Below are 20,249 nucleotides of genomic sequence, written 5' to 3'. Positions count from 1 at the left end.
TTTTCAATAATTTTAGAAAATTTAAACTAGAAAAACTCTTTCTTAACAAAGAACCGTGAAACTTAGAGATGTATAAAACAATGGAGTTGATTTTCGTTCCAGGCGGCTTCGCTTACCGCGGGCGTGCCGTGGAAAGCGCCGCCTTCCACTCCAATCAACGACGTAAAAATCTAAAATTCACTTACATAAAGCATAATAAAAAAGTAGGCAGACTTTAATGATTATCTGCCTACTTTGAAGTGTATTTATTTAACTTGAAGGACTTGGTCTTTCAGTGATCTTCGAAGGATCTTCCCTGTCGTGTTTTTAGGTAGCTCTTCTAGGAAATCAATCGAGCTTGGTACTTTATACTTTGCTAAATGCTCTCGGCAGAATTCAAGCAACTGTTCAGCCGTTAAAGTTGGATTCTTGCTAACAACAAAAGCACGTACAGCTTCACCGAAGTTTGGATCAGGAACGCCTACGACAGCAACCTCGACCACATCCGGGTGCTCATATAGAACTTCCTCCACCTCACGCGGATAAACATTGTAACCGCCAACAAGAACAATGTCCTTTTTACGATCAACAATATAGAAATAGCCTTCCTCATCCATTTTAGCAAGGTCACCAGTGTACAGCCAGCCGTCTTTAATGGTCGCAGCTGTTTCCTCGGGCATTTTATAGTATCCTTTCATTACATTCGGTCCTCTAACGATTAGCTCGCCAACTTCTCCAGGAGGGAGCTCTTCCCCAAGTTCATTGACGACCTTATTCTCTACATGAATAATCGACTGTCCGATTGAACCAGCCTTTCTTGGACGGTCTAAAGGGTTAAAGCATGTTACTGGTGAAGCTTCTGATAGACCATATCCCTCTGAGACTAGAACATTAAACTTTCTTTCGAAGCCTTCAAGTAATGCCACTGGCATTGCGGCCCCACCTGAATTACATAAGCGTAACGACTTTAGATCTTCAGCTTTCCCTTCAGGGTACTGGAGGAGGAAGTTAAACATTGTTGGTACACCCGCAAAAACAGTCGCTTCATACTTCTTAGTAAGACGGAATATTTCAGCTGGTGAAAATTTCGGAACAATTAATATTGTTGCACCGTTCATCAATGGTGCATTTAAGGCGACCGTCAAACAGAAGACATGAAACATCGGCAGAGTAGCAATTACCCGGTCATTTTCATTCATTTTTAAATAATCGGCTACATCTCTTGCGTTGCTGTACAGGTTGCGGTGGGTTAGCATGGCACCCTTAGGTTTGCCTGTTGTTCCTGAGGTATAAAGTATAATAGCAACATCTTCCTCATTTAGCTCCACAGGTGCAAAGTCAAGTGTTCCAGACGCGATAATTTGATTAAATGTCTTTAGCTTTGGAAAAACGGATAGTTTAGAAATATCAATGCTATTGGCCTCTGTTTGACCTGATTCACAGATGATATAATTTTCGACTGCCGGTAAATGCTCATGCAACTTCTCTACCAACTGTACCATCAGATCAAGTCCGACAACGGTTTTTACATCTCCATTGCGGAGGATATAACCAATTTCATCGGCTGTATAAATTGGGTTTACTGGAATCACGGTTGCTCCCAACCGTAGCGCCCCGTACAATCCGATGACAAAATGTGGGGAGTTTCCTAAGATAAGTGCAACATGATCCCCTTTTTTTATTCCTAGTTGTGATAGACCTGATGCAAATTTGGTCACTGCAGCATCTAATTCCGCGTATGTACTAGCCTGATCCATAAAATAATACGCTGGCTTTTCTCCTAAACGTGCTGCAGTTTGATGAAGTTGAGTCGATAAATTCATTCTTCCATCCCCCTATTCGTATTTTCCCCTTTAGAAAGCGCTATCAATTTTCTAAATATATTATATTGAAAGAAAATTATACTTTCAAGAGAAAACTCCCAAAATTTAAAAAACAAGGGTGAAGGAACGAAAGAGGCTATTTTTTTGTATTTTCAATAAGAAACACGATGCAAATGTAAGCATCGTGTTGGTATTTGTTAATAGATTAACTCCAGAAAATCTTCTTTTGAAATATTACCGAAATAGTGTTGGATATTGACTTCAGCTAATGCATGCTCTAATGAAGCTCTTTCATACTTAACGCCCGTTAGTAATTTCTCAATCTCCGTCACATCCCCAACACCAAAAAAGTCCCCATAAATTTTGCAATTTTCGATTATCCCTTTATTCACTTCAAACCGAACATCCACTTGTCCAACCGGGAAGCGGTGAGAATGCTGGATGTTAAATTTAGGAGATCGTCCATAGTTCCACTCCCATGTCTGATACTTTTCCTTAGAAAGTTGATGTATTTTCTCCCAATCTTCATCGGTTAATTTATACTCAGGAATTTCGTCCATGCCTGGGAAGATATATTTTAGTATGAGACTCTTAAATTCCTCAATAGTCATCTTGTTTTCCATGAACTCTGAAATATTTGCAACACGGCTGCGAATTGATTTTATGCCTTTTGATTCGATTTTATCTTTTCTCACCTTAAGAGCAGAGACCACATGATCAATTTCTGAATCAAACATCAACGTACCATGGCTAAACATTCTTCCCTTTGTTGAATATTGTGCATTCCCTGATATCTTTCTGCCTTCCGCCATCAGATCATTTCGACCACTCAGCTCAGCATTAACCCCCATTTTCTTCAGAGCTTCAACCACTGGTTCCGTGAATTTTTTAAAGTTGTGAAAGCTATCACCGTCATCTTTCGTGATAAAGCTGAAATTCAAATTCCCTAAATCATGGTACACAGCTCCGCCACCTGAGACCCTTCTTACCACATGAATTCCATTTTTCTCGACATAGTCTGTATTGATTTCTTCAATGGTATTTTGGTTTTTCCCGATAATGATTGAAGGTTCGTTTATATAAAATAAAAGATATGTTTCGTTTATATCTAGGTTTTTTACTGCGTATTCCTCGATTGCAAGGTTTATTCGTGGGTCGGTAATCCCTTTATTATCAATAAATAACATACTACTATCTCCTTTTTTAAGGCTCTTTTCTCAAACATTGTTGCCTTCAGAGCTTAAATAAACCTTTAATGACCTGTTTTGCATTGAAGATTAAGATTAGCTTTAGCGTATGAGAAAAGAGCTGCAACCTTAGTTATGAATAAAATAGCTTTTCTTGCGTTAAAATCGACTTTAGAATTTTAACAAACAGCTTTACGAAAGCTGCCTTTTTACAGCGTAATCGTTAGACCTTCCTTCGCTAACTGAGTTGGTCCACTATATTTTTGGATCGCTTCCTCCACTAGCTGATTAAGCTGACCATAATGTGGTAAATGGGTAAGCACTAGTTGTTTTACACTTGCCGCTTGTGCAAAATGACCAGCATCAAAACTATTCATATGCCCAGCCCCTTTGCCACTCTGATTTCCGTAAAAGTTACATTCACATACTAGCAAATCTGCATCTTTCCCAAACGATACCAGTTCATCCTTATAAGCTGTATCTGCCGTGTAAACGAGGACCCTTCCTTCTACTTCAATCCTCATTGCAAAGCATGGCACAGGATGGACTGTTCGAAGAAACGTAACTTTAAATGGACCTACTTCCAAGGGTTGGTCCGGATTATAGGCTATTCCTCTTGTGATATTTTTATATGTAAGTTTTGCGAACTCCCTTTGGTCTAAATTATGTCCGTATATTGGAAGCTCTGGCGGTTTGGTGCCTAAGAACCCTTTGATTAAACGAGCATGATAAAGCACTCCTATATCAGCATTATGGTCAGGATGGTAATGTGAAAGCAAAAGCGCGTCTAGTTCTTCTGGTTGGATAAAGTTCTGGAGTTTAGATAAAACTCCACTTCCACAATCAATCAATACATTGAATCCATTATGTTCTAAAAGGTAACCTGAACTCGCTTCATTCTTATTTGGATAGCCACCCCAACATCCGATGACGGTCAGCTTCATTGTGATTCCTCCTAAGTCAATAGTCCATTTTCAACTATACTTCATTTTGCCCATTTTTTCATATTTTACGTTTTGTTATAAAACAACTATTGACACAAAGTAAACTGTTATAATACAATGAAACCAACTTAATAAATAAACACAAAAAACAAATGGGGGTTATCAGAATGCTAGAGAATGTCGTTGAGTTTTTCCGTAATTTGCCAGCTAAAAAGTGCGTGGAATGTGGAAATGAGATAGATGAACAGCATGAATGCTATGGTAGCAAATGTGATAACTGCATGGACCCTGGAAAACACTAAAAAGAATTTACTGAATCTTAAAATTAAACTTTCATCAAAAGAAGCCAGCCGCTTAAACGGCTGGCTTCTTTCTTATTTCAACATTCACTTTTTATTATGAAAGTTTCTTTAACACAATAGTAGCTAACGCATCTATGAACTCTGGCTGAGCATTCGGCATCTCAGGACGATAATAACTTGCACCTATTTCTTCAGTCACAACCTTGCATTCATAATCATTGTCATATAACACCTCTAAATGTTCCGCAACAAACCCTGCGGGAACATAAACAAACGCCTTATAGCCATGCTCCTCATAGAGACTTCTTGTTAGATCCTGTACATCTGGTCCAAGCCAAGGTTCTGGTGTTTGACCAGCACTTTGCCAACCTACTGCAAAGTTTTTAACTTTAGCACCTTCAGCAATTAAATCAGCTGTTTTTTGAAGCTGATCTGGATACGGATCTCCAGACTGAAGGATTTTTTCAGGAAGACTGTGAGCGGACACGATAAGGACAGCCTTTTCTCTTTCATCAGATGGCATGCTAGCAAATGTTTCACTTACACGGTCCACCCAATATTGAATAAACTTAGGCTCATCATACCAACTTTCAACTGAAACAATATTAAGACCACCTAGTTCAGCCGCTGCCGCTTGAGCTCTTCCATTATAAGATTTAACGCTAAAGGTAGAGAAATGCGGTGCTAGTACGATGCTTACTGCTTCCTCAATCCCATCCTCATGCATTTGTTTTACTGCATCTTCAACAAATGGTTCAATATGTTTCAATCCAAGATATGCTTTGAATTCGTATTGATCTTGGATGGCATTTAAATGCTCCTCTAGCTTCTCTGCTTGACTACTTGTAATCTGAGCAAGCGGAGAAATCCCACCAATTGCTTCATATCTTCTTTTAAGATCTTCAAGCAACTCGTCAGATGGTTTCCGCCCATGACGAATATGTGTATAGTATCTTTCTATATCTTCTTCTTTATATGGAGTACCATAGGCCATGACAAGCAAACCCATTTTCTTTTTGGACATTATTGCACCTCTTTTGACTGTATATATACTGTAAAATGGAAACACCTGGGACTATAGAAAGGTTATTGACATTGAAGAAGTGTCAACAGTCATGTTCTATCCTCCAGGTGCTTTTAGCTACAAATACTATTTTGCCAAAATATCGGCTAACTTTCCATTATCTTAACTTCCACGATAAATAAAAAGTTTTACCCTTTTAATTTATCGGCAGAATATTCATGAATGAAACTTGTTAACCTTTTTAATGTTGCCGGATCTACTGATGGGAATACTCCATGACCTAAGTTAAAAATGTAACCCGGCTGCTCCATCCCTTGATCAAGGATTGCTTTTGCTCTCTCTTCAATAAACTCCCAAGGTGAAAGAAGAATAGCAGGATCTAGATTTCCTTGAATGGTTTTATGAATCCCACTATCACGTGCTTCTTTTATTTGCATCCGCCAGTCAAGGCCAACTACATCAAGTGGTAGGTCATGCCATTCTTTAGCTAAATGACTTGCTCCAACTCCAAACATGATTAGTGGAACATTCTCTTCTTTTAATTCCGAGAAAATTCGGTGCATGATTGGCTTAATATAATAACGGTAGTCTTGTACATTTAAAGCACCTACCCATGAATCGAAAATTTGAATAGCGCTTGCTCCTGCTTTAATCTGTGACTTTACATAGGTGATGACTACATCTGCTAGCTTGTCCATTAAAGCAAACCAAGCTTTAGGCTCAGAGTACATAAAGGCTTTCGTTTTATTGTAGTTCTTAGAAGGCCCTCCTTCAATCATATAGCTAGCAAGAGTAAAAGGAGCCCCGGAAAAGCCGATTAATGGTACAGAAAGCTGCTCTTCTGTAAGAAGTTTAATCGTTTCCATTACATAAGGGACATCCTCTTCGGGGTTAATTTCACCAAGCTTTTCAACATCAGCTAAAGATTGAATAGGATTAGAGATGACAGGTCCAATTCCTGACTTAATTTCAACGTCAACGCCTATTGCTGGAAGCGGCGTCATAATATCTTTATAAAGGATGGCTGCGTCTACATTGTATTGCTCAACAGGTAATCTTGTTACATATGCACAGAGCTCAGGTTGATGAGTAATTTCAAATAAAGAATACTTTTCCTTTATCGCTCTATATTCTGGTTGGGAACGACCTGCTTGGCGCATGAACCATACTGGGACATGATCTGTTTTTTCTCCCTTAGCTGCTTTTAAAAATGTGTCGTTAGTTATTCTCGTCATTTGAAGCGTTCCACCTTTCAGGGACATCTATTTCTATCTTTTATTATTGGGATTATCTATAAAAAAACCCCTTTTAGGGCTATTTACACTATATCGGTTTTAACTATGTAGTGGATAGGCAAAGGTGTGAAATGTCACAAAATAGACAATTTTGTCAGTTGAAAACCCATTTAATGCCTTTTTGCATCGATACAAACATAGTTATAATATAAGAAAAGTTAAGCGAATAAGGGGTGATCATTTGAATTTTTATATAACGTCCGGAACGATTGATTATTTAACAAAGCTAAAAAACAAGTATCTTAATGAAAACATGTTGTTATTAACAGGGTCTGAAGATGATTTTCAAGCTGTTATCCTTCACGAGACAAAACATAAGACCGTATTTAATCACCCTCGTAAATATGAGGTCATTGACTCTATTGGTTCATTTGAAAAAGCCACTTATGTGGTGATGAACAATATTCCCGTCACTGATGAAGGAAAACCATTGTTCGAATATCAATTTAAAAATCGACAACGAAAGATTGAACATCAACCTGGCTTTGTTGCCATTCGATTGTTACGTCCTCTATCCTCAAATACCTATGTCATTTTAACATTATGGGAAAACAAACGAGCCTATGAGAACTGGAAGTCATCAGACTCTTTTCTTGAAAGCCATAAGAAGCAGACCAAAAGCAATGAGGCAAAATCTATAGCTATTTTTGCTGGACTATCTTATCTCACAACGTATAGTATAGCCGAAGTAGATTAACGTTTCAAAGAGGAGGTCCTCTCTCTTAGTCATTAAGGCTCTTTTCTATTCCATATAGTAAAAATCAGCTTACCTATACAGGCAAGCTGATTTTTTTATTATTCTTAAACTTTCTTGACAAAGCCTCATAAATGTAAATCCAACTAACCGTCCAAACTACTCCGATAGCAAACCCTGCCATAACATCCGATGGGTAATGAACATTGAGTGCCACTCTGCTTGCGCCATAAAAGAAGATGATGAGAAATGCCCCTAGTCCAATTACAAACCTACTTAAACCTGACTGAAAAGTTTTCATTAAATAATAGGCAGTCAAGGAATATAAAATGAAACCAATCATGGCATTTCCACTCGGGAAGCTAAGAGTAGTAACTTCCACAAGATGTTCAGAGGCTGGCCTTGGTCTGTTATGCCAATCTTTTAGAAAAGAATTTACAATATAACCTGATAGCAATGCAAACACAAAAACTCCAATCGCTAAATAATCTTTTCTTTTAAATCCTAACCAAATTAAAACCATCACTGCCACAATAGCAAAACCCTTAGTAGACCCTAATAGCGAAAAAACATCCAACCATCCTCCCCCAATGGTCTTCTTCACTACATCACTTATCGGTTTATCTAAGGGGATTGGACCTTCAGTGGGGATGCTAGATGAAAGGTATAGATAGGCTAGGACTGCCGCGATTCCGGCGACCAATCGTTTACTATGTATGTTTCCCATAAGTTCCTCCTTTTATAAATTGGTTCTATGAATCTTTTATTTTATCAATTACACACTTTTTTATGTTATTAAATTCTATAAATAAATCAACACAAAAATGTTATAATTGTTTAAATTAATAGACAACTTCGAAGGGAGAGATTGAATTTTGAAAGAAACATTGTTTAATAAGCTCGAAGGCTCATTTAATGAAATGGTTGATATCAGAAGACATTTGCACCAACACCCTGAGTTGTCCTTTCAGGAAGTTCAAACAGCTCACTACATCAAATCCTATTATGAGAAGCTAGGAATTGAAGTTCGAGGGAATGTAGGTGGAAATGGTGTGGTTGCTAAGGTTTATGGTGCCAAGCCAGGGAAAACCATTGCCCTCCGCGCGGACTTTGACGCTTTGCCTATTCAAGAAGAAAACGATGTCCCTTATAAATCTCTTGTACCGGGGGTTATGCATGCTTGCGGCCATGATGGACATACCGCGACCCTTCTTGTTTTAGCGAAAGCTTTGCATGAAATGAAAGAAGAACTATCAGGTACATATGTTTTCATTCATCAACATGCAGAAGAGTACGCCCCTGGTGGTGCGAAGGCGATGATTGAGGACGGATGTCTTGATGGAGTCGACCTTATTTATGGAACACATTTATGGGCAACCGTCCCAACAGGAACCGTTCATTATCGAGTCGGCCCATTTATGGCAGCAGCTGATCGGTTTGAAGTAACGTTTCAGGGAAAGGGCGGCCACGGTGCTCAGCCTCATACAACAAAAGACACGATTGTTGCTGCCTCGCAATTCGTCGTGAATCTTCAGCAGATTGTCAGCCGCAGAATAAAGCCGATTGACCCCGCCGTTGTAAGTGTCGGTTCATTTGTAGCTGAAAATGCTTTTAATGTCATTGCAGATAAGGTAAAACTTATCGGGACTGCAAGAACTTTCAGTGAAGAAAGTCGCAACTTAATTGAAGAAGAATTAGAAAAAGTGATAAAAGGCACCTGCTTTGCAAATGACTGCACCTATGAATATACCTATTTCCGCGGATATCCAGCAGTTGTTAATCATCCTGCCGAAACCGAAACAGTAATTACGTCTGCTTCAGAAGTACCTGACGTTGAAAAAGTGGAAGAAATGGAACCAGACATGGCTGGTGAAGATTTTTCTTATTATCTTCAGCATGTTAAAGGGAGCTTCTTCTTTACAGGGGCACAACCGGAAGGTGTCACCCAGGCCTATCCCCATCATCATCCAAGGTTTGAGATGAATGAAAAAGCCATGCTAATCGCTGCAAAAACACTAGGAACAGTCGCACTAAATTCTCAAAATTGAATATTTTCGTTAGAATGTTTACGTAAAAAAAGTTCCAATATGCTGATTGGAACTTTTTTATTCGTTCTCTAGTGACCTTCTTTCGTTAAACAACTGGAGGTGTCTTAAGTAGCCTTAGACGATAAGCATTCTTAGCAGTTTCTCCAAGTTGATCAAGAAGATTGTAGTTTGCATACGCACCTACAACGGCTCCAATTCCTGGAATCAGCTGAGCCATTTTAACCAAATCGATGTAATCCCGGTACTCTTGCTGGAAATCTTTCCAATCCATCTCTAATAAATCCTTCTTCCGTGTTTCCCAATTATCAATAATGGATAGTGTTTCCTGACGTTTTTGGTCGCTTGAAAAGGCAAGCTTAAAAACGTGAAGAATAAATAATCTTTCCTCATAATCTGCGGGATCATATCCATATATCGAGGCTGCTTCAAAAAGAAATTTCATTTTTATCGTTAATAACAACGGGAAATCAGCTAACCCCAGAAACAACCCACCAGCTCCGGTACCAGCCCCCTCCACAGTCGCTGTCTTACGGTAGGTAGAAAGCTTCTCACTTAACAACTCATCCTTTTGTTGCAAGGATAGCCCCGCCCCTTGGTTCTTCTTCGTTGTATAATTCGAACCTGTTAACGTTGCTTTTACCATATTTTTAATGGAATCCGTCATGACTTGATGTACTTTTTCAGGGATCATCTCATTGACTTTCAATTGTACCCTCTTTGAGGCCCTTGCCAACATATTCGATTTTTTCTTTAACTTTCGCTGCCATTCCATCAATTCATCATATATTTTAAGTTCGTATTCATTCATTCGCTTCCCCTCCATATTTATCCATACGAATAAAAGAGTAGATAGTTTCAAGTTAAAAAAATCCTTTTCAGCATTGACACTCTGGCTGAAAAGGATACTCATTATACTTGTCTTCTTTTTTTACTATAGATATGGACGAAAGCTAACGTAAAGAACATTCCAAGAATCACAGTGGATCCAGCAGTTAATAGATCTTGTTTTACTAAAATGACCAATCCAAAGACTACTGTCTGAATGAACATAATCATTGTTAACAGCTTTGTAAACGCCATTTCCTTTATAGCCGCTCCTACTGGATAGAGATCCAACCAAAGTTTATGTTGGTGATGATTCCATAACGGTAAAAGTTGAAAACCAGTTAGGTATAAAAATAGCAAAGCTAAGATGGTTTGCCCTGGTCCATACGTCAGAAAATAAATTCCAAGTGCACCAATTACCGTTAGTCTTAAGAATAACCCAAAGTAATCTCCTGAGCGAAAGAAAGTCCTTAGGTAAATATGGGAAAATGTATTCTTTTGACTAAAAGCAATATTCCCCAAAAAGATATCCAACCACTTTCTTCGTTTCACTCGATCCTTTAACTTAGGCACATCTGTAAACAAATTGGCTATTCGGTAAAAGGCTCCCATTCGTTTTTCTTCTTGTTCAATTAAGTGTTCCCATTTTAAGCCCTTGTCTTTCGCCTGGCGATTGTAAAATATAGCATAAAGGACCAACAGTACAGCTGGAACACCTATAAGGATGAACGATGCTTCTGAAAACAATAAATATAACATCACACCATTCACAAAAAATCGAACCACAGAGTCCACCTTATGTGTTGATGAATCAATGTCGTATTCCACTTTCCTGCGAATAAAAAGGTTTATTCCTTTTAAAATGACCAGCACAACCAGAAATGGAATAAAAAGACGAAAGCTTGTCCCAGTTACCTTTACATACATAGGCATAAACACAGCCAAGAAAATGAGCAGCAAATAGGATTGCAACACAAGGCTCAACATCATCCCACGCTTAAAATAATCCCCTAATTTTGTTTCAAGGGGCAATAGAAAGATTTTATCAGCCTCGGACAAGAAGGTTAAGGTTGGGCTATAAGTAAGCATGAATGCAAGAACCACAGCCATAATAATCGCAGCTGGAAACTCAGGATCAAGGGTCTTAATCCACTCTTGATAGTAAAACCCCGCTGTTCCCAGTAAAAATAAAAAGACAACGACTAGATGACCATTAAAAATATAGCGAAGGTAACGGCCGGTCTCCTTTGCAAATAACGCAAACCGCTCTTTCCATAACTCTTGCGCATTAAACATAATCTTCTTCCTTTGTAAGCTGAATATATAAATCATCTAGGGTTGCTCCCGGCATCCCAAATTGTGTTTGCAGCTCTTTTAACGTTCCCTTTGCACGAACTGTTCCTTCATGTAAGATGACAAAGCGGTCGCAATACCGTTCTGCGGTAGCTAAAATATGGGTAGACATCAAGATACCTGCGCCATTTTCTTTCATCTTTGTCATTAAATCGAGTAAAGATTGAATCCCTAATGGATCAAGGCCAACGAATGGCTCGTCTACAATATATAGGGAAGGCTGTACTAAAAAGGCACACATAATCATGACTTTTTGCTTCATTCCTTTGGAGAAATGAGCAGGAAACCACTTGAGTCTTTTTTCCATACGGAATTCTTTTAGAAGTTGAGCAATACGCTCCTTATAAACAGACTCCTCTATTCCATAAGCCATTGCCGTTATTTTTAAATGCTCCTCGAGGGTTAATTCATCGTAAAGGATAGGGGTCTCCGGAACAAATGTAAATTGCTTTCGGTATTGTTCACGCCCATCGTTAATGGCCCTGTCGTTAATTTTGATTTCCCCTTTTTGAGGCTCCATCAACCCAATCACATGCTTAATGGTGGTACTCTTCCCCGCTCCATTCAGTCCGATTAAGCCAACCATCTCATTCGCTTCTACTTCAAAACTAACATCTTTTAACACCGGATTTCTCGTATATCCACCTGTAATATTTTTTATCTCTAATAAAGCCATAGGCAACGTCCTTCCACTGGTACTTTTACTTATCATTTTAACAAATACAAAAGGATTTAAAAAATTTTTTAAAAAGGGATTATATTTTCCGAAAGAACGGGCATCATAATTCTTGAAGGGGAAAACAGTTAATCACTCGAAATGAGGTGTCTGTCAAAGACAATTTATTCGATGTTTAAAACGCTTCAACTAACCTTCAAGGAGCTGGTAGCATTGGACAACGTTCTTGCATACCAAAGCTTTTAAAAAACACACTTTAAATGAGGTGTTTGCCGAAGACACACATCCGCTTTATACGTTGTAATCAACTATAAAGAACAGGGGATGGTTCGATTGAACACAGGTCCGTTTTTAGACACATCACATTAAAAATGAGGTGTTTATCAAAGGCATACCTGCAGATTGTCACTAAAGGCATTTTTTGAAGGCATACGTCAATGAAGCAAGATTTCCCCTTCAGGGACAGGATTCTAATATGAATCCTGTCCTTTTTGTTGGATTAAAGAAACGTATGTTTAAGTTTATTTGATTATTGTGATAAAATGACAAAAAAGGTGTTATAGGAAAGGATGGGAAAAATGTCTGATTGTATTTTTTGCAAGATTATTAATGGGGAAATCCCAAGCGCAAAAGTATTTGAAAATGAGCATGTATATGCCTTCTTAGATATCAGTCAAGTCACCAAAGGACATACCTTGGTCATTCCAAAGATACATAAAGAAAATGTCTATGAATTAACCGATGATATTGCCTCTACCCTTTTTAAGGAAGTACCTAAAATAGCAAATGCCATCAAAGAAGCTTACAATCCAATCGGGTTAAATGTGTTGAATAACAACGGTGAACACGCTGGTCAGTCTGTCTTTCATTTTCATATGCACCTTATTCCTCGTTATGGTGAGGGAGACGGCTTTGGGGCAGTTTGGAAATCCAATCAAAGCCAATACACACCAGAAGATTTACAAAAGATCGCCTCAGATATTAACAATAAACTTTAACTTCTGCCTGTGCAGAAGTTTTTTTATTTTTTTCTTCTGAAAAATAGAAATTTTTCTGTTTATCTGGTACTATTGATTAAAAATTTTACCTCTTCACTGTACTACAGAAAAAAAAACTAGGGGGAATACCATGACACGCGCCTATAATTTTAATGCTGGGCCAACCGCTTTACCTGAGGAAGTGCTCAAAAGAGCAGAAAAAGAGTGGCTGAACTACAACGGAACAGGTATGAATGTGATGGAAATGAGTCACAGAAGCAAGCCTTATGAAGAAATCAATCATCAGGCCCAAAACTTGCTCCGAAAACTTCTTAACATCTCTAATGATTATGAAATCCTCTTTTTACAAGGTGGGGCAAGCCTTCAATTTGCGATGATGCCAATGAACTTATTAGAAGAAGGAAAAAAGGGCTATTATGTCTTATCAGGATCTTGGTCTGAAAAAGCCCTGAAAGAAGCGCAGAAAATTGGAGATGCAGAAAGCGTTGCTTCTGGAAAAGACAACAACTATACAACCATTCCAGATATCAAAGATCTAAGTTCTTTAGAAAATGGATCTTATCTTCATATCACATCAAATAACACCATTTATGGAACCCAGTGGCACGAAACGCCTAAGAACCTTTCCATTCCGCTTGTAGCGGATATGTCTAGTGACATTCTATGCAGACCGATTGATGTCAATTCTTACGGGTTAATTTATGCTGGTGCCCAAAAGAATCTCGGACCATCTGGTGTCACAGTTGTCATCATCAAAAAGGATTTATTAGCACGTTCAAAAGATAGCCTACCTAGTATGCTCGATTATCGTACACATGCGAACAACCAATCCCTTTATAATACGCCGCCAACACTCGCTGTGTATTTGTTAAAGCTTGTGCTTGAATGGGCCGATTCACTAGGTGGTGCCGAAGCACTAGAGAAAATCAACCAACAAAAGGCAGAGTTGCTTTATCATGAGATTGACCAAAGTAACGGTTTCTACAATGGGCATGCAAATAAAAATAGTCGCTCCCTTATGAATGTAACCTTTACCCTTAACAGTAAAGAACTAACAGATGCCTTCCTTGCTGAAGCAAAGGAACTTGGGTTTACAGGTCTTAATGGTCATCGCTCTGTTGGCGGTTGCCGTGCGTCTATCTACAACGCTGTCCCACTAGAACATGTTGAGAAATTAGCACAATTCATGAAGGAATTCAGAACGCGATAACAATAAGTTTACCCGCACACCCTGATTTTAATATGCTATAATGATAGCAACCTTTCGCTGTAGGCACTAGAGCACTGCAGGAGAGGCAAAATAGTTAGCTAGAATAGTAGAGGAGAGATGAGAAATGAATACAAAGAACCTTGTTGCACTTGCACTTTTGATGGGGATGGGAGTTGTGCTTCACGCTGTTGTACCGCCGTTTGTACTTGGAATGAAGCCTGATATGATGCTGACGATGATGTTTTTAGGGATTATTCTTTTTCCCGAGAAGAAAAATGTCTTACTAGTCGGTCTCGTTACTGGAATTTTGTCAGCAATGACAACTGGATTTCCAGGAGGTCAAATTCCAAACATTATTGACAAACTGCTTACAGCCTTTATCTTTTTCGGACTACTAATGGTCTTTAAGAAGTATCGTGGCTCAGTCGTCAATGCGGCCGTTTTAACATCTGTAGGAACCCTTGTTTCCGGAACCATATTCCTGACTTCCGCGTACTTTATCGTTGGATTGCCAGGAGCATTTGTTGGCATGTTTTCTTTAGCCGTACTTCCGGCGATTGCCTTCAATGCTGTATTTATGGTTATTTTGTTCCCAGTCGCATTAACCATTCTCAGAAGAACGAATCTTGTTGCAACACCTTAAATGTCTTTTTTAAAGAACCCGCCACTTGCGGGTTCTTTTTTTTGTTTGTTAGCTGGTGCTATAACTATAACGAACCGTTCCTCACTAAATTCGGCATCTGGATATTAGGGACATTTTTATGAAAATAGCCTATGCTCACAGCCTTGTTACCATCGAACGCCTAGAGTTGCATAGATTTCCTAAGCACGATACCAAGTTAAAATAGTGAAAAAATAAACCCTAGCACGAGCAAAAAAGCGCCCGTTGTAGCAAGTAAACCAGCCCTTTGTTTAAGGACCTTCTTGGAAGGATAGATCCCTGGCCGTTGCATCTTGACTAAATGATGGAACATTGCTAAAAAGGATGCTACACTACAGGTGAATAGTACAACAGTTAAAGTTTGCATTTTTCCCCACCTTATCCCAAAGAGTTTTTTCTGACGATCTAAGAGTTCATTTAGATTCAGTTAGATTATGTATATTTGGAAAACAAATAAGGTATACAAGACTATTTATGAACTTGTCATTTTAACAATTGAAGAGGTGATCACATTGAATGGGAAATCTTTGTTTTTAGGATTTCTGGCTGGTGGAGCGATTGCTGGGATTGCCACCTTACTCTCTGCCCCAGCAAGTGGAGAAGAAACTCGAAAGAAATTAGCAGAAAACAAGAATATAGCGCTGGCTGAATTTAAAGAGTTGAAGCATCGTCTTACTGAAATTAAAGATTCTATATCTGTTGCTTCCTTAGAAGGTAAGAGTGTTTTCGCTGATTTTATTCAGGACATTAAACTTGCTCTAAATGAATGGAAAACAGAAACGGCTCCCATTAAACAAGAGTTAGCAAAAGAACTGAAAGAATTAGAACAAACGATAGCGGAATTGGAAAAGAGCCTTTCCCCTCATCAATCATGAAATTCTTCTCCTTCTCTAAATAGAGAAGGATTTTTCACTATAAAAGCAGAACTATTAGTAAAAGTGAAGTTTGTCATTGACAGTTTTATTTATTTTTGATTAGGTCTCAGCAAAAAATATTTCAAAAATTTAGAAATTTAGCTTTATTATTTATTGTTTTATTGGCATAATGTTAATAGATACATTTTTTTAAAGTGGGTGAGTATGGGGATGACAGAAAAAACTTATTCAATGAAAGAAGCACTGATTTTCAGCCAAAGGATTGCACAACTGAGTAAAGCACTTTGGAAGTCTATAGAGAAAGATTGGCAACAGTGGATTAAGCCTTATGATCTTAACATCAATGAACACCATATTTTATGGATTGCCTATCATTTGAACGGCGCATCGATTTCAGATGTAGCTAAGTTCGGTGTTATGCATGTATCCACAGCGTTCAATTTTTCTAAGAAGCTTGAGGAAAGAGGTTTGCTGCAATTTTCCAAAAAGGAAAATGATAAACGTAATACCTATGTACAGCTAACAGAACAGGGGGAAGCTGTCTTACTAGGCTTAATGGATAGTTTTGATCCTGAAAGCAACGTCGTATTTTCAGGGACCCTTCCACTAAAGGAACTTTACGGTAAATTTCCGGATATTATCGAGATTATGGCAATCGTTCGAAATATTTACGGAGATGAATTTATGGAAATCTTCGAAAAATCTTTCTCCAACATTGATTCTAAGTTTGTTGAGGAAGAGGGTAAACTCCGAGCGAAGGAAACTGGAGAAAAAGAGTTTGTTTAAAGCTTAGAGTATTTCTTGAATTCCTGCATTAATGGAATAAAAAGTCCCTGCTCTAGACATGCGGAAATCACTTCTTCTGCCTCAAGCTTTGGTTGTAAAAAAGAACGAAATTCATTAAAAAGCGGATGAAAGTAGACAAACCCTTCCGCTTTCTGTTTTTTAAACTCCTTGCTCATCCTTTCACAATACTGCAAGATACCATCCATTTCTGATTGGGTCAGAGCTTTTTCAACCATTAAATAGTAAAATTTCAGGCTGGTGCCATCAACCATCTGCAAGAGCAGTTTTTGGTGGAACTCCAGCATTTTTAATTTTTCAGTGATTTCTTCAAACTTCATGAGTCTACCCCTTTTACATATACGGTCTTGTACATATATTACCATTATTCTCCTCCGATAGGTGACAAAAACGCCTTTTGAAGGATTTCTTTTAGTATAAAAAACTATCTTTTTTTATAAAGATTTGATATTGTAAATAACATACTAAGTATAATAAAGTGTAAGCTCCCCTTTTATCGTGGTCCTCTATTAAGAGGAAATGCCCTTATTAGGCTTTGGAGCTGGACATTTCTTAAAGTATACAATTTAATCTACTCTAAAAGGAGGGATTCTTGGATGATCTCCATTTTTATTGTGTTCCCTTTTTATGCTGGCATTATCCTCCTCATTATGAACAAGTTAACTGATTCCCTCTGTGTGCAAAAAGAAATACCTGAAGAACGTCAACCAAAGGTTTTTCAAACTATTAATATTCTTGTGACGATTCTTTTAATCTCGTCATTTGTGGAAATTTTATTCACACACTAAAAGCGGTGAGGAAACCCCTCACCGCTTTTTTCGTTCATTCCTGTTAATAGGTTACTTGCCTCTTATAGCCAAGCTGCACCTACAATAATCAACAGAATGAATAGTACCACGATCAACGCAAAACCTGCACCGTATCCTGCACCCATACCGACACCTCCTTCCAGTGTTGATAAAATATCCTATTCAGCTCAATCTTGGTTCGCATGGGCATATACCCTAGCTAACCTTTATTTTCTGGTTGATTAAACGAAGGCACAACCTACGATAATCAACAAAATAAACAACACAACGATTAACGCAAAACCTGAATGATAGTTGCCCATCTAACATTACCTCCTTTATCTCTTTACACAAATATCCTATGTGGACTGTTCTTTATCTGGTTGGACATATGCCCATTGTTTTGTTGGTAAAATTTATAAATATTCTTTTTGTTACAACATCACTTTGTGTTATAGTAATTCTTGTGGATTAAAAGCCACTAGAAACTTTTTTTAGGAGTTGTTCAGAGTGAAAAAATGGTTATTACCTTTAACCCTTGCAGCTGGGGTTTTATCGTTAGCAGCATGTAACGGAAGTGAAAATTCAGATGTAATTGTCGAATCCACTGCAGGCGATATTACGAAAGATGAGTTATATGAGGAAATGAAGGCGCAGGTAGGAGAAGCTGCTCTGCAACAGCTATTGTACAGAAAAGTTCTTTCAGAAAAATATGAGGTAACTGATGAAGAGCTTGACAAAGCTGTAAATGAAATGAAGGATCAGTATGGTGAAAACTTTGAACTAGTTCTGCAGCAAAATCAGTTAAAGGATGAGGAAGCTCTAAGAGATCTTCTAAAAGACCAATTGCTGGTTGAAAAGGCTGCCTTAAAAGATGTTAAAGTGTCTGAAGAAGAAGTTAAAAAGAAATATGAAGAATATACACCTGAAATTCGCGCAAGCCATATCTTAGTTGAGGATGAGGCGAAAGCGAAAGAGATTAAGGCCAAGCTTGATGCTGGTGAAGACTTCGCAGCGCTTGCTAAGGAGCATTCAACTGACCCAGGCTCAGCTGCTAAAGGAGGCGACCTAGACTTCTTTGGTAAAGGAGCTATGGTTCCGGAATTTGAAGAAGCAGCTTATGCACTGGATGTAAATGAAGTTAGCGAACCAGTGAAATCCCAGCATGGCTGGCATATAATCAAGGTAACAGAGAAAAAGGAAAAAGAATCTTTCGAGGATATGCGCGAAGACCTTGAGCATGAATTGAAATTGGCCAAGGTTGATTCTGCTAAATTACAAGAATCTCTTCAGCAAGAACTTAAGGATGCGAAGGTTGATATCAAAGATAAGGACCTTGAAGGAGTCGTACAAGCTCAATCCTAAGAGAAAAGCGGAAGCGCCTTGCCGAGGGGCTGAAGCTGGACAATCTCTAAGTTGAATTTTGATACCTTCTTATTCTTTTAAAATGAAAAGCTCGCCGTTTTGGCGAGCTTTTTTCTGTTATGTTCGGCACCTTTTAAGTACCTAAAGAACCTTGTCGTTTCTCTTTTTCTTTTTCTAGCCTTTCCATATAGATTTCACCTTCACGCTCGATGATCTCCATTTCTTGCTGTCTATCTTCTCTGCCACTCTTGATGGCCATAAAGGCACTAATGATAATTCCTGCAGCTACCGCAAAAACCCAAATTGGAACGGTCATATTTTTATCCTCCCACCATACTATGGTTGTCCTATTTGGTATTAAATCTATGAGAGTTAAATAGGAAGTATGCCTAAAAAAAGAAGGCCCGATATCGGCCTTCTTCAACAAAGCAAATTATTTATGAAAACTCGGTTTATAAAATGAACGATTATCCAGTGCAAATACCCTCTCCGTATATTCACCAGGTTTGACCCTCTCTAATGCCCGGTCCAACATATTCATCTTTGCATCCAAGTTATCTATATAGTGTAGAATTTCTGCTTCTTTGATGAGCGGAGGTTTTGGACTTCCCCATTCTGCTTTTCCATGATGACTCAAAACCATATGCTGAAGAACGATCACTTCTTCTCCAGATATCCTGAGCTCCTCAGCTGCTTTCCCGATTTCATTCACCATGATGGAAATATGCCCTAAAAGATTCCCTTCAACTGTATAGGACGCAGCAACAGCACCCGAAAGTTCATGAACCTTTCCAAGGTCATGAAGAATTACCCCAGCATATAGCAAATCCTTATCTAAGCTTGGGTAAAGTTCGGAAATATTTTTGGCAAGGTCCAGCATCGAAACCACATGGTACGCTAGTCCTGATACAAATTCATGGTGGTTTTTTGTTGCAGCAGGGTATTCATAGAACGCATCTTGATGTTTCTTTACTAAATGCCTAGTAATCCGTTGGATATTTGGATTACTCATTTCAAAGATATATTGAGTGATTTTAGAAGACATTAAGTCTTTCCCAATCGGAGCGGTTTCCAGAAAATCACTCACTTGAACAGAATCTGCAAAAGTAGCAGGGCGAATCTGTCTGAGTTTCAATTGCAGTCTTCCCCGGTAATTCTGGATATCTCCTAAAACTTTAACAATGCTTTCTGGAGCATAAGTACTTTCATCTGTATCAGAAACATCCCAAAGTTTCGCCTCTATATCACCACTTTGGTCTTGAAAAATTAACGTCAAAAACGGTTTACCGTTACTCGCAATTCCTTTTGTTGAACTTTTTATAAGTAAGAACTTTTCAACTTGTTCTCCGACACTATAATCAAGGATTCCTTTACTCACAAGCTCTACTCCCCTTCCCT

The 20,249-nt window shown here is 38.4% G+C and carries 25 protein-coding genes; 10 read left to right on the top strand and 15 right to left on the bottom strand.

Translation table 11 applies throughout. The features are described from left to right. Window positions 1-245: 245 nt before the first annotated feature. From H0185_RS00355 to H0185_RS00345, 3 genes are all read right to left on the bottom strand, one after another. The gene (locus H0185_RS00355) at window positions 246-1,802 is read right to left on the bottom strand and encodes a fatty acid--CoA ligase family protein (RefSeq protein WP_221870090.1); all 1,557 of its coding nucleotides are present in this window, start codon (window positions 1,800-1,802) and stop codon (window positions 246-248) included. Between the two features lie 197 nt (window positions 1,803-1,999). Further along, window positions 2,000-2,989 (bottom strand): lipoate--protein ligase, encoded by a 990-nt coding sequence (gene lplA, locus H0185_RS00350; RefSeq protein WP_221870089.1) that lies wholly within the window; start codon window positions 2,987-2,989, stop codon window positions 2,000-2,002. Between the two features lie 209 nt (window positions 2,990-3,198). Beyond that, window positions 3,199-3,933, bottom strand: a complete 735-nt coding sequence (locus H0185_RS00345; RefSeq protein ID WP_221870087.1) for an MBL fold metallo-hydrolase — start codon at window positions 3,931-3,933, stop codon at window positions 3,199-3,201. Between the two features lie 167 nt (window positions 3,934-4,100). Here H0185_RS00345 and yhfH point away from each other — a divergent pair, with 167 nt between their 5' ends. Next, complete coding sequence (gene yhfH, locus H0185_RS00340; protein ID WP_221870085.1) at window positions 4,101-4,235, top strand: protein YhfH; 135 nt, start codon at window positions 4,101-4,103, stop codon at window positions 4,233-4,235. 94 nt (window positions 4,236-4,329) lie between these two features. Here the strand turns inward: yhfH and hemH are convergent, their stop codons facing one another. Continuing rightward, window positions 4,330-5,259: a ferrochelatase gene (hemH, locus tag H0185_RS00335; RefSeq protein ID WP_221870083.1), complete on the bottom strand. Its 930-nt coding sequence runs from the start codon at window positions 5,257-5,259 to the stop codon at window positions 4,330-4,332. 188 nt (window positions 5,260-5,447) lie between these two features. Continuing rightward, on the bottom strand, window positions 5,448-6,494 hold the full coding sequence (gene hemE / locus H0185_RS00330) for a uroporphyrinogen decarboxylase (protein WP_221870081.1): 1,047 nt from the start codon (window positions 6,492-6,494) through the stop codon (window positions 5,448-5,450). A 241-nt stretch (window positions 6,495-6,735) separates the two neighbouring features. On the opposite strand from hemE, the gene H0185_RS00325 reads away from it, so the two are divergent. Beyond that, on the top strand, window positions 6,736-7,251 hold the full coding sequence (locus H0185_RS00325) for an antibiotic biosynthesis monooxygenase family protein (RefSeq protein WP_221870079.1): 516 nt from the start codon (window positions 6,736-6,738) through the stop codon (window positions 7,249-7,251). Between the two features lie 73 nt (window positions 7,252-7,324). Here the strand turns inward: H0185_RS00325 and H0185_RS00320 are convergent, their stop codons facing one another. Further along, a complete protein-coding gene (locus H0185_RS00320; protein ID WP_221870077.1) occupies window positions 7,325-7,975 on the bottom strand; it encodes a phosphatase PAP2 family protein in 651 nt (216 codons plus the stop codon). A 148-nt stretch (window positions 7,976-8,123) separates the two neighbouring features. Here H0185_RS00320 and H0185_RS00315 point away from each other — a divergent pair, with 148 nt between their 5' ends. Continuing rightward, entirely contained in the window at window positions 8,124-9,296 is a 1,173-nt protein-coding gene (locus H0185_RS00315) for a M20 family metallopeptidase (protein WP_281427483.1), read from the top strand. 85 nt (window positions 9,297-9,381) lie between these two features. On the opposite strand, the gene H0185_RS00310 is transcribed toward H0185_RS00315, so the two are convergent. The 3 genes from H0185_RS00310 to H0185_RS00300 all read right to left on the bottom strand — a co-directional run bounded on the left by H0185_RS00310 (window position 9,382) and on the right by H0185_RS00300 (window position 12,150). Continuing rightward, window positions 9,382-10,104, bottom strand: coding sequence for an EcsC family protein (locus tag H0185_RS00310; protein WP_221870075.1), 723 nt, complete (start codon window positions 10,102-10,104; stop codon window positions 9,382-9,384). A 101-nt stretch (window positions 10,105-10,205) separates the two neighbouring features. Further along, on the bottom strand, window positions 10,206-11,417 hold the full coding sequence (locus tag H0185_RS00305; protein WP_221870074.1) for an ABC transporter permease: 1,212 nt from the start codon (window positions 11,415-11,417) through the stop codon (window positions 10,206-10,208). After that, window positions 11,410-12,150, bottom strand: coding sequence for an ABC transporter ATP-binding protein (locus H0185_RS00300; RefSeq protein WP_221870072.1), 741 nt, complete (start codon window positions 12,148-12,150; stop codon window positions 11,410-11,412). The genes H0185_RS00305 and H0185_RS00300 overlap by 8 nt, the downstream gene beginning before the upstream one ends. Before the next feature lie 578 nt (window positions 12,151-12,728). On the opposite strand from H0185_RS00300, the gene H0185_RS00295 reads away from it, so the two are divergent. From H0185_RS00295 to H0185_RS00285, 3 genes are all read left to right on the top strand, one after another. Next, the gene (locus H0185_RS00295; protein ID WP_221870069.1) at window positions 12,729-13,148 is read left to right on the top strand and encodes an HIT family protein; all 420 of its coding nucleotides are present in this window, start codon (window positions 12,729-12,731) and stop codon (window positions 13,146-13,148) included. 130 nt (window positions 13,149-13,278) lie between these two features. Next, the gene (gene serC, locus H0185_RS00290; RefSeq protein ID WP_221870067.1) at window positions 13,279-14,358 is read left to right on the top strand and encodes a phosphoserine transaminase; all 1,080 of its coding nucleotides are present in this window, start codon (window positions 13,279-13,281) and stop codon (window positions 14,356-14,358) included. 124 nt (window positions 14,359-14,482) lie between these two features. Further along, window positions 14,483-15,001 (top strand): tryptophan transporter, encoded by a 519-nt coding sequence (locus H0185_RS00285; RefSeq protein WP_221870065.1) that lies wholly within the window; start codon window positions 14,483-14,485, stop codon window positions 14,999-15,001. A 196-nt stretch (window positions 15,002-15,197) separates the two neighbouring features. Here the strand turns inward: H0185_RS00285 and yhzF are convergent, their stop codons facing one another. Beyond that, a complete protein-coding gene (yhzF, locus tag H0185_RS00280) occupies window positions 15,198-15,386 on the bottom strand; it encodes a membrane protein YhzF (protein WP_221870063.1) in 189 nt (62 codons plus the stop codon). A 145-nt stretch (window positions 15,387-15,531) separates the two neighbouring features. Between yhzF and H0185_RS00275 the strand changes: the two genes are divergently transcribed. Together H0185_RS00275 and H0185_RS00270 are read left to right on the top strand one after the other, a co-directional pair. Next, complete coding sequence (locus H0185_RS00275; protein ID WP_221870061.1) at window positions 15,532-15,894, top strand: YtxH domain-containing protein; 363 nt, start codon at window positions 15,532-15,534, stop codon at window positions 15,892-15,894. Window positions 15,895-16,104: 210 nt separating this feature from the next. Next, window positions 16,105-16,680 carry an HTH-type transcriptional regulator Hpr gene (locus H0185_RS00270; RefSeq protein ID WP_221870059.1) on the top strand — a complete coding sequence of 192 codons (576 nt, stop codon included), beginning with the start codon at window positions 16,105-16,107 and terminating at the stop codon, window positions 16,678-16,680. Here H0185_RS00270 and H0185_RS00265 read toward each other — a convergent pair. After that, complete coding sequence (locus H0185_RS00265; RefSeq protein WP_221870057.1) at window positions 16,677-17,018, bottom strand: DUF1878 family protein; 342 nt, start codon at window positions 17,016-17,018, stop codon at window positions 16,677-16,679. The two genes, H0185_RS00270 and H0185_RS00265, sit on opposite strands and share 4 nt — an antisense overlap. A 276-nt stretch (window positions 17,019-17,294) precedes the next feature. On the opposite strand from H0185_RS00265, the gene H0185_RS00260 reads away from it, so the two are divergent. Then, on the top strand, window positions 17,295-17,486 hold the full coding sequence (locus tag H0185_RS00260) for a hypothetical protein (protein WP_221870055.1): 192 nt from the start codon (window positions 17,295-17,297) through the stop codon (window positions 17,484-17,486). 62 nt (window positions 17,487-17,548) lie between these two features. Here H0185_RS00260 and H0185_RS00255 read toward each other — a convergent pair whose 3' ends face one another. After that, on the bottom strand, window positions 17,549-17,632 hold the full coding sequence (locus H0185_RS00255; RefSeq protein WP_090746485.1) for a YjcZ family sporulation protein: 84 nt from the start codon (window positions 17,630-17,632) through the stop codon (window positions 17,549-17,551). A gap of 96 nt (window positions 17,633-17,728) precedes the next feature. Continuing rightward, entirely contained in the window at window positions 17,729-17,809 is an 81-nt protein-coding gene (locus H0185_RS00250) for a YjcZ family sporulation protein (protein ID WP_221870286.1), read from the bottom strand. A 187-nt stretch (window positions 17,810-17,996) separates the two neighbouring features. Here H0185_RS00250 and H0185_RS00245 point away from each other — a divergent pair, with 187 nt between their 5' ends. Then, entirely contained in the window at window positions 17,997-18,851 is an 855-nt protein-coding gene (locus H0185_RS00245) for a peptidylprolyl isomerase (RefSeq protein WP_221870053.1), read from the top strand. Window positions 18,852-18,984: 133 nt separating this feature from the next. Here the strand turns inward: H0185_RS00245 and H0185_RS00240 are convergent, their stop codons facing one another. Both H0185_RS00240 and yhaM read right to left on the bottom strand, forming a co-directional pair. Next, entirely contained in the window at window positions 18,985-19,167 is a 183-nt protein-coding gene (locus H0185_RS00240) for a sporulation YhaL family protein (protein ID WP_221870051.1), read from the bottom strand. A gap of 117 nt (window positions 19,168-19,284) precedes the next feature. After that, window positions 19,285-20,229 carry a 3'-5' exoribonuclease YhaM gene (yhaM, locus tag H0185_RS00235; protein WP_221870049.1) on the bottom strand — a complete coding sequence of 315 codons (945 nt, stop codon included), beginning with the start codon at window positions 20,227-20,229 and terminating at the stop codon, window positions 19,285-19,287. Window positions 20,230-20,249: the final 20 nt, after the last annotated feature.

Source organism: Mesobacillus maritimus (assembly GCF_019749255.1).
GTDB classification, from domain to species: Bacteria; Bacillota; Bacilli; order Bacillales; family Cytobacillaceae; genus Mesobacillus_B; species Mesobacillus_B maritimus_A.
The sequence above is the reverse complement of the archived record's forward strand: the minus strand, read 5'-3'. Positions and strand labels throughout refer to the sequence as shown.